Annotated in this window: 12 protein-coding genes and 1 pseudogene; 10 read left to right on the top strand and 3 right to left on the bottom strand. The window is 70.3% G+C overall.

All coding sequences use genetic code 11. From position 1 onward, the window contains the following. Window positions 1-35 precede the first annotated feature (35 nt). From ACFQZQ_RS12010 to tsaB, 4 genes are read left to right on the top strand one after another with little or no spacing between them, the layout of a single operon-like run. The gene (locus ACFQZQ_RS12010) at window positions 36-500 is read left to right on the top strand and encodes a hypothetical protein (protein ID WP_386813033.1); all 465 of its coding nucleotides are present in this window, start codon (window positions 36-38) and stop codon (window positions 498-500) included. Window positions 501-507: 7 nt separating this feature from the next. Further along, window positions 508-2,598 carry an ATP-dependent DNA helicase gene (locus tag ACFQZQ_RS12005; RefSeq protein ID WP_386813032.1) on the top strand — a complete coding sequence of 697 codons (2,091 nt, stop codon included), beginning with the start codon at window positions 508-510 and terminating at the stop codon, window positions 2,596-2,598. Beyond that, a complete protein-coding gene (locus ACFQZQ_RS12000) occupies window positions 2,591-3,019 on the top strand; it encodes a VOC family protein (protein ID WP_386813031.1) in 429 nt (142 codons plus the stop codon). Before ACFQZQ_RS12005 ends, ACFQZQ_RS12000 begins: the two co-directional genes overlap by 8 nt. Window positions 3,020-3,032: 13 nt before the next feature. Then, on the top strand, window positions 3,033-3,731 hold the full coding sequence (gene tsaB, locus ACFQZQ_RS11995; RefSeq protein WP_386813030.1) for a tRNA (adenosine(37)-N6)-threonylcarbamoyltransferase complex dimerization subunit type 1 TsaB: 699 nt from the start codon (window positions 3,033-3,035) through the stop codon (window positions 3,729-3,731). A 106-nt stretch (window positions 3,732-3,837) separates the two neighbouring features. On the opposite strand, the gene ACFQZQ_RS11990 is transcribed toward tsaB, so the two are convergent. Together ACFQZQ_RS11990 and gshB are read right to left on the bottom strand one after the other, a co-directional pair. Beyond that, complete coding sequence (locus tag ACFQZQ_RS11990; RefSeq protein WP_386813029.1) at window positions 3,838-4,728, bottom strand: energy transducer TonB; 891 nt, start codon at window positions 4,726-4,728, stop codon at window positions 3,838-3,840. Further along, complete coding sequence (gene gshB, locus ACFQZQ_RS11985) at window positions 4,725-5,681, bottom strand: glutathione synthase (protein ID WP_386813027.1); 957 nt, start codon at window positions 5,679-5,681, stop codon at window positions 4,725-4,727. The genes ACFQZQ_RS11990 and gshB overlap by 4 nt, the downstream gene beginning before the upstream one ends. A gap of 186 nt (window positions 5,682-5,867) precedes the next feature. Between gshB and pilG the strand changes: the two genes are divergently transcribed. The 5 genes and pseudogenes from pilG to ACFQZQ_RS11960 all read left to right on the top strand — a co-directional run. Next, window positions 5,868-6,269, top strand: coding sequence for a twitching motility response regulator PilG (gene pilG, locus ACFQZQ_RS11980; protein ID WP_386813026.1), 402 nt, complete (start codon window positions 5,868-5,870; stop codon window positions 6,267-6,269). A gap of 19 nt (window positions 6,270-6,288) precedes the next feature. Beyond that, window positions 6,289-6,654 (top strand): response regulator, encoded by a 366-nt coding sequence (locus tag ACFQZQ_RS11975; RefSeq protein ID WP_386813025.1) that lies wholly within the window; start codon window positions 6,289-6,291, stop codon window positions 6,652-6,654. A gap of 1 nt (window position 6,655) precedes the next feature. Next, the gene (locus tag ACFQZQ_RS11970) at window positions 6,656-7,222 is read left to right on the top strand and encodes a chemotaxis protein CheW (RefSeq protein WP_386813024.1); all 567 of its coding nucleotides are present in this window, start codon (window positions 6,656-6,658) and stop codon (window positions 7,220-7,222) included. A gap of 42 nt (window positions 7,223-7,264) precedes the next feature. Next, complete coding sequence (locus ACFQZQ_RS11965) at window positions 7,265-9,286, top strand: methyl-accepting chemotaxis protein (protein ID WP_386813023.1); 2,022 nt, start codon at window positions 7,265-7,267, stop codon at window positions 9,284-9,286. 117 nt (window positions 9,287-9,403) lie between these two features. Then, window positions 9,404-12,172: pseudogene (locus tag ACFQZQ_RS11960) on the top strand (Hpt domain-containing protein); the annotation flags it as partial. On the opposite strand, the gene ACFQZQ_RS11955 reads toward ACFQZQ_RS11960, so the two are convergent. After that, entirely contained in the window at window positions 12,105-13,295 is a 1,191-nt protein-coding gene (locus ACFQZQ_RS11955; RefSeq protein WP_386813058.1) for a pentapeptide repeat-containing protein, read from the bottom strand. The pseudogene ACFQZQ_RS11960 and the gene ACFQZQ_RS11955 sit on opposite strands and share 68 nt — an antisense overlap. Here ACFQZQ_RS11955 and ACFQZQ_RS11950 point away from each other — a divergent pair. After that, window positions 13,271-15,694 (top strand): response regulator, encoded by a 2,424-nt coding sequence (locus ACFQZQ_RS11950; protein ID WP_386813057.1) that lies wholly within the window; start codon window positions 13,271-13,273, stop codon window positions 15,692-15,694. The genes ACFQZQ_RS11955 and ACFQZQ_RS11950 overlap by 25 nt on opposite strands. Window positions 15,695-15,696: the final 2 nt, after the last annotated feature.

The following is a 15,696-nucleotide window of genomic DNA, read 5'->3' as shown; positions in this document are numbered from 1 at the left end:
TCGCCCTGGCGGCGTGTGCGACGGCGCCGTCCGAGATGCCGCCATTGCCGACCTTCGACGCGGTGGCCGCGGTCGCCGCGATCCGCGCCGCCGGCGGCGCCGATGCGACCGAACTGGACGTGCAGCCGCTGCGTGATCCCCAGGTCGAGGACCTGCGCCAGCAGGCCGCCGCGCTCGAGGCCAAGCGCGCGTACCGCGCCGCCGCCACCGCGCTCGACCGCGCTTTGGCGATCAACCCCGACGACCCGGCGCTGCTGCAGGAGCGCGCCGAGGCGGCACTGCTGCTGCACGCGCTGGACGACGCGCAGCGCCACGCCGAGCGCGCGTTCGCGACCGGTTCCAAGGTCGGCCCGCTGTGCCGCCGGCACTGGGAAACGATCGCCCAGGTGCGCGACGCGCGGCCGCCGCAAGTTGCCGTTTCGACGACCGCGCCGGCCACCGCCGCCGACGCGCGCCAGCAACGCGACGCCTGCACCGTTGCCGCGCCCAACCGGTTCTGAGGCGCCCGTGGTCGACAGTCGGTTAAGCCAGGCCAGCCGCGCGGCGCTGGTCGAGGGCGGCGAGCTGGCGCGCAACATCGCCGCATTCGCACCGCGCCCGGCGCAGCAGGACCTCGCCGCCGCGATCGCCGAGGCGTTCGACAGCCGCGGCACGCTGCTCGCCGAGGCCGGCACCGGCACCGGCAAGACCTTCGCCTACCTGGTGCCGGCGCTGCTGTCGGGCAAGAAGACCATCATCTCCACCGGCACCCGCGCGCTGCAGGACCAGCTCTACCACCGCGACCTGCCGCGCGTGCGCGACGCGCTCGGCACCGGCCTCAAGACCGCGCTGCTCAAGGGCCGCGCGAACTATTTGTGCCACTACCGGATGCGCCAGGCGCAGGGAGAGCCGCGCTTCGGATCGCGCGAGCTGGCCGCGCAGTTCCAGCGCATCGTCGCCTGGTCCGGCCGCACCCGGATGGGCGACATGGCCGAACTGGAAGCGCTGCCCGAGGACTCGCCGCTGCTGCCGATGGTGACCTCGACCGCCGAGAACTGCCTCGGCAGCGAGTGCCCGTTCTTCGGCGAGTGTTTCGTGGTGCAGGCGCGTCAGCGCGCGCAGGCGGCCGACATCGTGGTCGTCAACCACCACCTGCTGCTCGCCGACCTGGCCCTCAAGCAGGAAGGCTTCGGCGAGATCCTGCCCGGCGCGCAGGCGTTCGTGGTCGACGAGGCGCACCAGCTCCCCGACCTGGCCGCGCAGTTCTTCGGCGAGAACCTCAGCGCGCGTCCCTTGGTCGAGCTGGCGCGCGACGCACTGGCCGAATGCAAGGACGTGCCGGCGGCGCTGGCGACCTTGCAGGCGCCGGCACGCGAACTCGAACACGCGGTGCGCGCGCTGCGCAGTGCGATGGACGAGCTGCCGGTACGTGGCACCCGCGGGCGCGCCGCCGAACGGCCCGAGGCCGAAGACGCGTTCGATGCGCTGGCGCTGGCGTTGCGGCAACTGCACGCGGCGTTGCTGCCGCTGGCCGCGACCTCGCCCGGGTTCGAGGGCTGCGCCGTGCGTGCGCGCGACTTCGAGCTGCGCCTGCAGCGCTGGCGCGGCGAGGCGGTCGTGCACGCGGCGCACGATGAGTACGCGGACGATTTCGCCGAGCTGGATGCTGCGGCGGCTGCTGAGTCGAAGGCTGCCGCGGGCGGTGCTGAAGAGGACGCTTCGGCCGGGGCATTGGTGGATCGCAACGACGACAGCGTGCGCTGGTATGAGCTCACCGCGCGCGGCTTCCGCCTCAGCCGCACCCCGCTCGACGTCTCCGGTCCGCTCGCCGAACACCGCGTGCGCTCGCAGGCGGCGTGGGTGTTCACCTCGGCCACGCTCGCGGTCGGCGGCCGTTTCGACCATTACGCGACCAAGCTCGGCCTGCACGACCCGACCACGCTGCTCGCGCCCAGCCCGTTCGACTGGCAACGCCAGGCGCTGTGCTACCTGCCGCGAGGCCTGCCCGAGCCGACCGTGCGCGGCTACAACGAGGCGATGGTCGCGGCGTTGCGCCCGGTGCTGGAGGCTTCCAGGGGGCGCGCGTTCGTGCTGTTCGCCTCGCACCGCGCGCTGCGCGAAGCCGCCGAGCTGCTGCGTGGCGGACCCTGGCCGCTGTTCGTGCAGGGCGAGGCGCCGCGCTCGCTGCTGCTGGAACGCTTCCGCGCCTCCGGCAACGGCGTGCTGCTGGGCGCGGCGAGCTTCCGCGAAGGCGTCGACGTCGCCGGCGATGCGCTCAGCGTGGTGGTGATCGACAAGCTGCCGTTCGGCGCGCCGGACGACCCGGTGTTCGAGGCGCGGCTGGAGGCGATCCGCCGTGCCGGCGGCAACCCGTTCCGCGACGAGCAGCTGCCGCAGGCGGTGATCGCGCTCAAGCAGGGCGCCGGCCGCCTGATCCGCAGCGAGACCGACCGCGGCGTGCTGGTGCTGTGCGACCCGCGGCTGCTGTCCAAGAGCTACGGCCGGGTGTTCCTGGAGTCGCTGCCGCCGCTGCCGCGCACGCGCGCGGCCGAGGATGTCGCCGGGTTCTTTGCGGCAGAATCGCTGTCCCACCCTTCGCAGGAGCAGGTCCATGGCTGACACGAAACCGCGCGTGCACGGCTTGGGCGGCGTGTTCTTCAAGTCCGACAATCCCGAGCAGCTTTCGGCCTGGTACGCCAAGCACCTGGGCTTCGGGGTCGAGGACTGGGGTGGCGCGCTGTTCCACTGGAACCGGATCGAGGGCCAGGACGCGCCCACCGGCGAGCGTGGCTGCACGGTCTGGTCGCCGTTCAAGGCCAGCACCGAGTACTTCGCGCCCAGCGACAAGCCCTTCATGCTGAATTTTCGCGTCGACGACCTCGATGCGACGCTCGCGGCCCTGCGCGAGGAAGGCTGCAACGTGCTCGAGCGCGGTGAGGACAGCGAGCAGGGCAAGTTCGGCTACGTGATGGACCCGGAAGGGCACCTGGTCGAGCTGTGGCAACCCAACCCGAACGATCCGTCGCAGGCGCCGGCATGACGAAGCGAGCGCCATGAAACTGCTGGCCTTCGAAACCGCGACCGAGGCGTGCTCGGTCGCGCTGTGGATCGACGGCGAGGTGCGTGAGCGTTTCGAGCTCGCGCCGCGCCGGCACGCCGAGCTGTCGCTGCCATGGGCGGAACAGCTGCTCGCCGAAGCCGGCATCCGGAAGTCGCAGCTCGACGCGGTGGCGCTCGGTCGCGGCCCCGGCGCGTTCACCGGCGTGCGCCTGGCGATCGCGATCGCGCAAGGGATCGCGCTCGCGCTCGACCGGCCGCTGCTGCCGGTGTCGACGCTGGCGGCGTTGGCGCTGCAGGCCCAAGGTACGCGCGTGCTGGCGTCGATCGATGCGCGCATGGGCGAGGTCTATGCGGCCGCGTATGAGCTGCGCGACGGCGACACGTTCGCGATCGGCGACGAACTGCTCGCCGCGCCCGACGCTGTCGCGCTGCCGGATGAGGCCAGCGGCTGGCACGGGGTCGGCACCGGCTTCGCCGCCAGCGACGGCGCGCTGCCACGGCGCCTGGCGGCGCGCTTCGACCACATCGACGCCGGTGCGCTGCCCCGCGCGGCGGATGTCGCGCGGCTGGCGGTCAAGGCCTGGGAGCGGGGCGAAGCGATCGAGGCCGAGCGCGTCGAGCCGGCCTACCTGCGCAACAACGTCGCGCTCACCAGCGCCGAGCAGCAGGCGCTGCGCGCATCGCGGCAGTGATGGGTTCCACGCCCTGAGTTTGTAGCTCCGAGCCTGCTCGGATCGCTTTTCTCCGCGCCGCCGCTGAAGCAGTCCGGGCAGGCCCCGACCTACAGGCGCACCGTGGCTACTCGTCGACCAGCGCGCCCTCGGGCAGGAAATTCCAGGTCCGGGTGACGTGCAGGATGTCGGGGTTGTCGTCGGTCTTGGGCAGCGGCGGGTAAGGCTCGGCCAGCTTGGCGATCCGCAGCGCCGACGAATCCAGCAGCGGGGTGCCGCTGGATTGCACGATGTCGGCGCGCTCGACCGTGCCATTGCGGCGGATCGCCACCGAGATCACCACCTGGCCCTGCAATCGGCGCCGACGTGCCTCGTCGGGGTAGTTGAGGTTGCCGATCCGTTCGACCCGATCGACCCACTCGCGCATGTAGCCGGCCCAAGCGAACTCCTGGGTGCTGGCCGAGACGAACTTGCGCTTAGGGCGCTTGGCGTAGCGCTCGGAGCGCAGGTGGATCTCGGCGGCGAGCCGCGCCATGCGCATGTCGCGCTCGATCTTCTCGCGGCCGACCGGCAGCGGGCGTTCGCTCGGCGCGGGGGTGGCGCGGGGCGTGGCCACCTGCGCCTCGCCGCGGGCGCTGCTGACCACGCGCGCCTGGGTCGCCGGTTGCGGCGCCGGCGACTGCGCGCGCAGCGGCCGCGGCGCGACCCCGGGCTCGGCCTGCGGCGCCGCGCCGGACTGGTTGTCGCGCGGGCGGGTGGTCTTGTCGTGCTCGCCGCCGCCCTGGTTGCTGGCCTGGGCGAGGAAATCGGCCTGCTTGGGGGTCAGCGCGCTGGCGGTCTGGGTCAGGATCACGTCCAGGGTCGGCATCACCGGCGCGGCGGTTTCCAGCGCGAAGCCCACGCCGAGCAGCAGCACGCCGTGCACCAGCACCGACAGCGCCATGGTCGCGCCCAGCCGCTGGTTTTCGCCGACCCCGCCGTAGCCACCGGCGGTGGCCCCTGCCGCAACTGCGCTCATGCCGTGCCTGGAATTCCTGCTTCGATCGCATCGAACAGTGTGCCGGCGATGTTGAGCCCAAACTGTGCGTCGAGTTCGCGAATGCAGGTCGGGCTGGTGACGTTGACCTCGGTCAGGTAGTCGCCGATCACGTCCAGGCCCACGAACAGCATGCCGCGGCGCTTCATCTCCGGCCCGACCTGGGCGGCGATCCAGCGGTCGCGCTCGCTCAGCGGCTGGCCGTGGCCCTTGCCGCCGGCGGCGAGGTTGCCGCGGAACTCGTCGCCCTGCGGGACCCGCGCCAGGCAGTAGTCGATCGGGATGCCGTCGACCAGCAGGATGCGCTTGTCGCCGGCGCTGATCTCGGGCAGGTAGCGCTGCGCCATGGCCAGGCTGTGCCCGCCCTGGGTCAGGGTCTCGAGGATCACATTGAGGTTGGCCTCGCCGGCGCGGGCGCGGAAGATCGAGCGCCCGCCCATGCCGTCGAGCGGCTTGAGCACCGCCTCGCCGTGCTCGGCCACGAACGCCTTGAGCGCGGCCAGGTCGCGGCTGACCAGGGTCGGCGGGCAGCACTGCGGGAACAGCAGCGCGGCCAGCTTCTCGTTGTAGTCGCGCAGGCCCTGCGGGTCGTTGAGCACCCGCGCCCCGGCCTGCTGGGCCAAGCCGAGGATCTGGGTGTCGTGGATGTACTCGGCGTCGACTGGCGGGTCCTTGCGCATCAGCACCACGTGCCCGGCGCCCAGCGCCACCTGTGACGCCGCGCCCAGTTCGAACCAGGCGCCGGCGTCCTCGCGTACGCCCAGGGGCGCCATGCGGGCGTGGGCGGCGCCATCGCGAAGCGACAGGCCGCCGGGAATCACGTAAAACAGGCGGTGGCCGCGGCGCTGGGCCTCGAGCAACATCGCAAACGTCGAATCCTTGGCGATCTTGATCGACCCGATCGGGTCCATCACGACGACGATGTCGAGGGGCATGGGCGGGGCTGTGCGAGGTGGTGGCGGCGATGGTAGCAGGCGCCTGCAGCGCGCCTGACGCAATGTGGTCGTGTTCAGATTTGTTGTGACAAAAATTGCCTGTTGACAGGCTGGACGCGGCTTGGAATAAAGGACATCTACGCGGAGCGCCGGGGACAGCGCGGCGTTCGCCAGGGGGAGCAAAGAATGCAAGACGAGGGTCGCAACGGCAGCCTCGACGGCTTGAAGGTCATGGTGATCGATGATTCCAAGACCATCCGTCGGACTGCCGAGACGTTGTTGAAGCGCGAGGGCTGTGACGTGGTGACCGCCACCGACGGCTTCGAGGCACTGGCCAAGATCGCCGACCAGCAGCCCCAGATCATTTTCGTGGACATCATGATGCCGCGCCTGGATGGCTACCAGACCTGCGCGCTGATCAAGAACAACCAGCTGTTCAAGCGCACGCCGGTGATCATGCTGTCGTCCAAGGACGGCCTGTTCGACAAGGCGCGTGGCCGCATCGTGGGTTCCGAGCAGTACCTGACCAAACCATTCACCCGCGAAGAACTGCTCGACGCGATCCGCACGCACGTCAACAACGCCTGACCGGGGGGTAAGGCACTCAATGGCACGTATTCTTCTTATCGACGACTCGCCGACCGATACGGCGGTCCTGACCCAACTGCTCGAGCGCAATGGCCACGAGGTGCTGTCCTCGGGCAGCGCCGAGGACGGCATCGATGCCTGCCGCCGCGAGCGGCCCGACCTGGTGCTGATGGACCTGGTGTTGCCGGGCATGAACGGCTTCCAGGCCACCCGCGCGTTGTCGCGCGACGCCGACACCAAGGCCATCCCGGTGCTGATCGTCAGCACCAAGGGCATGGACACCGACAAGGCCTGGGGCCTGCGCCAGGGCGCCAAGGACTACATCGTCAAGCCCCCGCGCGAGGACGACCTGATCGCCCGCATCAACGTGCTGCTGGGCGCCTGAGATGAAACGCGCCGCCATCAGCCTGTCGCCGTTCGAGGTGCTGGCCGATTACGAGCGCCGCGCCCTGGCGCACGTGCCCGGCCTGCCCGAGCAGCTCGACGCGCCGGGCCTGTGGCGTGGCGTGGGCTACCGCATCGGGGCACGGCGCCTGGCGTCGGGCTTCGACGAGGTGCTGGAAATCCTGGCGATGCCGCCGGTCACCGCGGTGCCCGGCGCGCAGCCGTGGATGCTCGGCGTGGCCAACGTGCGCGGCAACTTGCTGCCGATCGTCGACCTCAAGCAGTTCCTCGAGGGCGAGCGCACGGTGCTGCACGAAGGCCAGCGCGTGTTGCTGGTGCGCCAGCCCGGCGGCGACGTCGCGGTGCTGATCGACGAACTGTTCGGCCAGCGCAGCTTCAACGAACAACAGCAGATCGAGTCCGAACAAATCGCCTCCGAGCACCTCGCCGAAGGCCGCTACGCCCATTTCATCGACCGGGCCTACCGCTTGGGCGACCACCCGTGGGGTGTCTTCAGCCTGGAACGGTTGGCCCGCACGCCTGAATTCCGACAAGCCGCCGCGGCATGAAGCCCGCGAACGTCGCACACGCAACGCAGCTGAGATAAAACCATGAGCACTGACATGAACTCCGTCGCCGGCAAGGCTCGCAACCTGGGCGTCAACACCTGGTTGATCGTGCTGGGCATCTCGGTGTTGGTCTTCGGCCTCAACACCGGTTATGCGACCTGGAAGGCGGCCCGCCTCGGCGGCGCCAGTTCCTCGGCCTCGGACCTGCAGGTGCTCTCGCAGCAGCTCGCGGTGCAGGGCCAGGCGGCGGTCGGCGGCGACGCCAAGTCGTTCGAAGCGTTCAAGGCCACCAAGGCTTCGATCGAGAAAGACGTCGCCCTGCTCAACAACAACTTCGGCACGACCGCCGGCGTGTCCGGCCCGATCGAGGCCGTGACCGCGACCTGGGGCCCGCTGGGCAAGAGCGCCGAGCAGGTGGTCGCCAGCGAAAAGGCGGTGCTGGCCCTGGCCGGCAACGCCGACAGCTTCGCCAGCCGCGTGCCGCAGCTGCAGGCGCGCCTGGACGAGCTGGTGCGCGCGATGTCGGCGTCGGGTTCGCCGTCTTCGCAGGTCTACATCGCCCTGCGCCAGGTCGTGCTGTCGGGAACGATGGCCCGCCGCATCACCGAAATCCGCGCCGGTGGCACTGGCGCCTCGCTCGCCGGTGAGGCGCTCGGCCGCGACGCCGCCGTGTTCGGCAACGTGCTGACCGGCCTGCGCAAGGGCGACGCCTCGTTCGGCGTGACCCCGCTGGGCAACGGCGGCGCGCTGGCCGCGCTCGGTCAGGCCGAGACCCTGTGGCTGGAGATGAAGAAGGACCTGGACGCGATCACCGCCAGCTCGCAGAACCTGTTCCGCGCGCAGTCCTCGGCCGCCGCGATCACCGCCGGCTCGGACAAGCTGCTCACCGACAGCAAGCGCCTGTTCGGCGCGTTCACCGCCTTCGGCTCGCTCAAGGACACCAGCATCCTGGGCAACCTGTGGATCTCGATCCTGTCGGGTTTTGCCGCGTTGGCCGCGATCGTGTTCCTGGTGCTCTCGCTCAACAGCCAGCAGAAGAAGCGCTACCTCACCACCAAGGAACTCAACGACCGCAACCAGGAGGCGATCATGCGCCTGCTGGACGAAATGGGCTCGCTCGCAGAAGGCGACCTCACGGTCAAGGCGACGGTCACCGAAGACATGACCGGCGCGATCGCCGACTCGATCAACTTCGCCGTCGAGCAGCTGCGCAGCCTGGTGCAGACGATCACCGACACCTCGGTGCAGGTCGCCTCCAGCGCGCAGGAAACGCAGGCCACCGCGATGCACCTGGCCGAAGCGGCAGAGCACCAGGCGCAGGAAATCTCCTCGGCCTCCGACCGCATCAGCGAAATCGCCGCCAGCATCGACCAGGTCTCGAAGAACTCCACCGAGTCGGCCGAAGTGGCGCAGCGCTCGGTGCAGATCGCGACCAAGGGCGCCGGCGTGGTGCGCCAGACGATTCAGGGCATGGACAACATCCGTGACCAGATCCAGGAAACCTCCAAGCGCATCAAGCGCCTGGGCGAGAGCTCGCAGGAAATCGGCTCGATTGTCGAGCTGATCAACGACATTTCCGAACAGACCAACATCCTGGCGCTGAACGCCGCGATCCAGGCGGCCTCGGCCGGTGAAGCGGGCCGCGGCTTCGCGGTCGTGGCCGACGAAGTGCAACGCCTCGCAGAACGCACTTCCAACGCAACCAAGCGCATCGAGACCCTGGTCCAGACCATTCAGTCCGACACCAACGAGGCCGTCAGCTCGATGGAGCAGACGACCTCCGAAGTGGTCGCCGGTGCACGCCTGGCCGAGGACGCGGGTACCGCGCTGGGCGAGATCGAAAAGGTGTCGTCCGACTTGTCCGGGTTGATTCAGGGCATCTCGACCGCCGCGCAGCAGCAGTCCGGCGCCGCGGCCAACATCACCCAGACGATGAACACGATTCAGCAGATCACCTCGCAGACCACGCAAGGCGCCAACCAGACGGCCGAGTCGATTGGCAACCTGGCGCAGCTGGCCGCCGACCTGCGCCGCTCGGTCGCCGACTTCAAGCTGCCGGCCTGACGAACAATTGGATCGAAGCATGAACACGTCTGCTCAGGGCCGGTCTGACAAGGCCTGGTCCGCCCACGGTCGCCACCGCTGCGCACGGCGCGGCCCCGCTGCCATGCGGGGTGCGCGATGACCGTGATGCGCGAGGCGATCGACACGACCACGCTGGGCTGGATCAAGCCCGAGCTGGACGAGACCCTGCGCCACGCGCGCCAGGAGATCGAGGCCTACGCCGAGAACCCCGGTGACGGCAGCGCCATGCGCGTGTGCGCGGGCCACCTGCACCAGGTGCACGGCACCTTGCGCATGATCGAGCTGTACGCGCCGGCCATGGTGGCCGAGGAGATGGAGCGGCTCGCCACCGCGCTGCAGCAGGGCCGAGTTGCCGACCGCGACGAAGCCTGCGCGGCGCTGATGCGCGGCGTGGTGCAGTTGCCCGACTACCTGGAACGCCTGCAGGGCGGCCACCGCGACATCCCGATCGTGCTGCTGCCGCTGCTCAACGAGCTGCGCGCCACGCATGGCGAGCCCGGCCTGAGCGAGAGCGCCTTGTTCTCGCCCGATCTCGACCGCCCGCTGCCGGCCGGCTTGCCGGCACCCACGGCGGGACCGTCCAGCCGTGCCGCGGTCGCGCCGCAGATGGCCGCGTTCCGCGCGGCGCTGGCCGCATGGCCCGAGGACGGCGCCCCGTCCGACGCGTCCGAGCTCGCGCTCGCGGTCGACCACCTGCTCGCCGACGTCGAAGTCGAGCCGCTGCGGCGCATGCTGTGGGTGGCCTCGTCGGTCGCCGGCGCCCTGCGCGATGGCGCGCTGCCGCCGACCAAGGCCTTGCGCCAGGCGTTTTCCGGCGTCGAGCGCGAAGCGCGGCAACTGCTCGAAGACGATGGTTTCAGCGCGCCGCGGCTCGAGCCCGCCGCCGAACCCACCCGCCAGCTGCTGTACCACGTCGCCCACAGCGACGGCCGCCACCAGGCGCTCGACAGCCTGCGCCAGACCTTCCAGCTCGATGCGCAGCCCAGCGAATCCGAGCTTGCGCACGCGCGCGGCAGCCTCAGCGGCCGCAACCGCGCGCTGCTCGACACCGTGTCGGCCGCGATCAAGGAAGACCTGCTGCGGGTCAAGGATGCGCTCGACCTGTACCTGCGCACCGGCCGCAGCGACGTCGCCGAACTGCACCCGCAAGTCGAGGCACTGACCCGGGTCAGCGACACCCTCGGCATGATGGGGCTGGGCGTGGCCCGCACCGTGGTGCTGCAGCAGCGCGACTCCATGCGCGAGATCGTCGGCGGCCAGCGCGCCGCCGACGAGACCGCGTTGCTCGACATCGCCGGCGCGCTGCTCTACGTCGACGCCTCGCTGGACGACCAGGTCGCCCGTCTCGGCCTGCCCGACGACAGCGGCAACGAGGACCTGCTGGCCAGCGAGTCGCGCAAGGTGTTGAACGTGGTGGTGCGCGAGGCGATTGCCAACTTCGGCGACGCCCGCCAGTCCTTCGTCGCCTTCGTCGAGACCAACTGGGACCACGCCGAACTGGTCGAAGTGCCGCGCCTGCTCGACGAGGTCGCCGGCGCCCTGCGCATCATCGAACTGGCGCTGCCCGCGCAGTACCTGATCGCGGTGAAGCGCTACGCCGAGGTCGAGCTGATCGGCCGCAAGCGCGTGCCCAGCGGCCAGCAGCTCGACACCCTGGCCGACGCCCTGGCCAGCCTCGAGTACTACCTCGAAGCCTTGCGCGACCAGCGCCCGAACCGCGACGACATCCTCGAGATCGCGCGCCACAGCCTTGAGCGCCTGCGTTACTGGCCGCTGCCGGCCGAAGAGGTCGCCGCGTACGCGCCGCTGGTCGCCGACGAGATCATCGATGCGCATCTGGAGCCGGCTGCGCTCGGTCCACAGGCGCAGCCGGAGCTGGCCGCGTCGAACGAATCGCCGGCCGAGGTCGCCGAGCCTGCGGTCACCCAGGACGCGCCCGCTTTGCCGGTGGCGCCGGTCGTCCCGGCAGCCACCGTGGGCCTGGGCGGGTTCGACCAGAGCGACGATATCGACGACGAGATCCGCGAGGTGTTCCTCGAGGAACTCGACGAAGAGATCGCCAATCTCGGCCAGATGCTGCCGACCTGGCGCAACGCTCCCGGCGAGCCGGAGCAGCTGCGTCCGATCCGCCGCGTGTTCCACACCCTCAAGGGCAGTGGCCGGCTGGTCGGCGCGCGCGTGCTGGGCGAGTTCAGCTGGAAGATCGAGAACATGCTCAACCGCGTGCTCGATGGCACGCGGCCGGCCACGCCGGCCGTGATCGCGATCGTCGAGCACGCCTACGCGACCTTGCCGCACCTGCACGCCGCGTTGGCAGGCACCGCGCCGGTGACCGCCGATCTCGCCGGCATCGAGGCGGTCGCCGACCGCCTGGCCGCGGGCGAGGAAGCGCTGTACGTTGCCCCGGTCGCTGCCGCGCCTGCGCCGGAAATCGCGCCGGTGGTCGAGGAAGCCATTGCCGAGACGCTTGTCGATGCCGCGGCCGAAGACGCTGCGGCAGATGCCGGCGACCTGGACGTGGAAGAAATCGCGGAACAGACCCCGGAGCTGGCCGACGAGTGGGTCGCCGAAGCGGCGGACTTCGAGGAGGCCACCGTGCCGGCCTCGGTCGACCCGGTGTTGCTGGAAATCCTGGGGGCCGAGGTCAAGGGCCACCTGGCCACCATCGAGGATTGGCTGGCAGCGCCGCAGCCGGCGGATGACGGCGTGCAGCGCGCGATCCACACCCTCAACGGCGCGTTTGCGATGACCGAAGTGCCGGTCATCACCGATGCCACCGCCCCCACCGAGATCTACGTCAAGCGGCTGCTCGCCAGCGGCGCGGCACCCAGCGCCGAAGGCGTGGCGGCAGTGGCGGCGGTCGCCGACGCGATCCGCCGCACGCTGGCGACGCTGGAATCGTCGTCGCCGCGCGTACCGTTGTTCGAGGGACTGGCCGAACGCATGGTCGCCCTGCGCGACAGCCTGCCGGACGTGCGTGCACCGATGCTGGTCGAAGAAGGCGACGACCTCGATGCGGTCCACGCCGGCACCGAGCCCACGCTCGACGCCCTCGACCTGAGCGCCTATGCCGGGGAAGCGACCGAGGAAAGTGCGCGGTCGTTCGAAGCCGAACGCCTCGAAGCCGAGCGTGCCGAACTGGAACGCTTCGAAGCCGAGCGCGTTGAAGCCGAGCGCCTCGAAGCCGAACGGCTCGAGACCGAACGTGCCGAACTGGAACGTGTCGAAGCCGAGCGCACCGAAGCCGAGCGCGTCGAAGCCGAACGTCTCGAAGCCGAGCGCGCTGAAGCCGAGCGCCTCGAAGCCGAACGCCTCGAAGCCCAGCGTCTCGAGGCCGAACGTGCTGAGGCCGAACGCCTCGAAACCGAGCGTGTCGAAGCCGAGCGTGCCGAAGCCGAACGTCTCGAAGCCGAGCGCCTGGAAACCGAGCGTACGGAAGCCGAACGTGCCGAAGCCCAACGCCTCGACGCAGAGCGCGTTGAAGCCGAGCGCGTCGAAGCCGAACGTCTTGAAGCCGAGCGTCTTGAAGCCGAACGTCTTGATGCCGAGCGTCTCGAAGCCGAGCGCCTGGAAACCGAGCGCACCGAAGCCGAGCGCCTCGCGGAAGAAGAACGCCTCGAAGCAGAGCGCGTTGAAGCTGAGCGCAGCGAAACCGAACGCCTCGAAGCCCAGCGTCTCGAAGCCGAACGTGCCGAAGCCGAGCGCCTGGAGGAAGAAGAACGCCTCGAGTACGAGCGCCTCGAAGCGGAGTACGCCGAAGCCGAACGTGCTGCGCGCGAGACCCAGCAGCGCGAAGCCGAGCACCTGGCTGCGGGCTCGCAGGGCGACGATCTGGTCGAGGTTCTGGAAGGCGAGTCCGCGTCCGGCGCTGATGCCGTTCACGCCCGCGACGACAGCGACGCGGCTGCGGCCGACGCCAGCGCCGAGGCCGAATCCGGCCGTGAAGCGGCTCCCGAACCCGCGGTGGCCGCGTTGCTCGCCGGCGCACTCGCCGCGAACGACGACCCCGACGAGGCCCTCGACCTGACCGGGCTCGACCCGGAACTGGTCGACATCTTCGTAGAGGAAGGCAGCGACCTGCTCGACCATTCCGACGGCCTGCTCGCGCAGCTGCGCGCGGCGCCGGGCGAGCGCGAGCCGCTGGTCGGCCTGCAGCGCGACCTGCACACGCTCAAGGGCGGCGCGCGCATGGCCGGCATCATGGCCGTGGGCGAACTTGGCCACGTCATGGAGTCGTTGCTCGAGGCGGTGGTCGACCACCGTCGCGAGCTTGGCCGCGACGGCATCCCGTTGCTGGAGCGCGGCTTCGACCGCCTGCACGCGATGGTCACCCGGGTCGGCAGCCGCCGCGCGATCGCGATGCCGGAAGAACTCATCGCCGAGTTCGAGGCGCGTTCGCGCGGACAGATCTGGAGCCGCGCCGAGACCGTCGCGCCGACCGATGCGCTCGCCTCCGAGGGCGGCGCGATCCCGGCGCTGAAGGTCGAACTCAAGCCGCTGTCGGCCCCGATGTCCGATTCGCCGGTCGGCGATGAAGAGGACATCGGCGTGCGCGCGCCGCAGGAGCAGGTGCGCATCCGCGCCGACCTGCTCGACCGCCTGGTCAACTACGCCGGCGAAGTCGCGATCTACCGCGCCCGACTCGAGCAGCAGCTGGGCGCGTTCCGTGGCGCGATCACCGAACTGGCGGCGACCAACGTCCGCGTGCGCGACCAGCTGCGCCGCCTCGAGATCGAGACCGAGGCGCAGATCATCGCGCGCTACCAGCGCGAGCACGAGACCGTCGACGCCACGTTCGACCCCCTCGAACTCGACCGCTTCTCGACCCTGCAGCAGCTGTCGCGCGCGCTGTCGGAGTCGGCATCGGACCAGGTCAGCCTGCAGGTCACTCTCGACGACCTGACGCGCCAGTACGAAACCTTGCTGCTGCAGCAGTCGCGAGTCAGCTCAGACCTGCAGGAAGGCCTCATGCGCACGCGCATGGTGCCGTTCGATGCGCTGTTGCCGCGCCTGCGCCGCGTGGTGCGGCAGGCCGCGGGCGAACTGGGCAAGCAGGTCCAGCTCAAGCTCGACGGCGCCCAGGGCGAACTCGACCGCAACGTGCTCGAGCGCATGACCGCGCCGCTGGAGCACATGCTGCGCAACTCGGTCGCGCACGGCCTGGAAATCCCGGGCAAGCGCAAGCAGGCCGGCAAGTCGGAAGAGGGCACGATCCATATCGCGGTGCGCCGCGAAGGCTCGGAAGTCGTGCTGGAAGTCGGCGACGACGGTGCCGGCCTCGACCGCGCCGCGATCCGGCGCCGGGGCGAGGAACGCGGGCTGGTACGCGCCGACGCGGTGCTGTCGGACTCCGACCTGGACATGCTGATCCTCGAGCCGGGCTTCTCGACGGCCGACGAAGTCAGCCGTCTGGCCGGCCGCGGTGTCGGCATGGACGTGGTCGCCAGCGAAGTCCGCCAGCTTGGCGGCACGCTCGACATCCATTCCAACCCGGGCCAGGGCGTCACCTTCACCCTGCGCCTGCCGCAGACGCTCGCGGTCACTCAGGCGGTGTTCGTGCGGGTCGGCGAGACCACCTTTGCCGTGCCGATCGCCTCGGTCCGCGGCGTCGGCCGCATCGGCCGCGACGAACTGGCCAAGGCGCACGAACTCGGCGCCGACGCGAACTACCGCTACGGCGGCGAGGACTACGCGGTCCACGACCTGGGCCTGCTGCTCGGCCATGCGCCGGCCAAGGCCGAAGGCCACCTGCAGATGCCGTTGCTGCTGATCCGCGCCGGTGAATTGCGCGCCGCGGTCAGCATTGACCAAGTCATCGGCAGCCGCGAGATCGTGGTCAAGCCGGTCGGCCCGCAGGTCGCCTCGGTCCCGGGCATCTTCGGCGCAACGATCATGGGCGACGGCCGCGTGGTCGTGATCCTCGACGTCGCCCCGCTGGTGCGCCGCCATGCCGCGCTGCCGCGCGACTTCGTCGCGGTTCCGACCCCTGTGGTCGAGCACCGCCCGGTGCCGCTGGTGATGGTGGTCGACGACTCGGTCACGATGCGCAAGGTCACCGGCCGCGTGCTGGAGCGCCACAACTTCGAGGTGCTGACCGCGAAGGACGGCCTCGACGCGCTCGAGCGCATGGTCGACGTGGTCCCCGACCTGATGCTGCTCGACATCGAGATGCCGCGCATGGACGGCTACGAGCTGGCCACCGCGATGAAAGCCGATCCGCGCCTGCGCGACGTGCCGATCGTGATGATCACCTCGCGCACCGGCGACAAGCACCGCCAGCGCGCGTTCGAGATCGGTGTCAACCGTTACCTCGGCAAGCCCTATCAGGAGCCCGAGCTGATGCGCAACGTGCACGAACTGCTGGGGACCGGCCGCGACCATGAGTGACC

The sequence above is a fragment of the Lysobacter koreensis genome (genome assembly GCF_042677045.1).
Lineage (GTDB): Bacteria > Pseudomonadota > Gammaproteobacteria > Xanthomonadales > Xanthomonadaceae > Lysobacter_K > Lysobacter_K koreensis.
The sequence above is the reverse complement of the archived record's forward strand: the minus strand, read 5'-3'. Positions and strand labels throughout refer to the sequence as shown.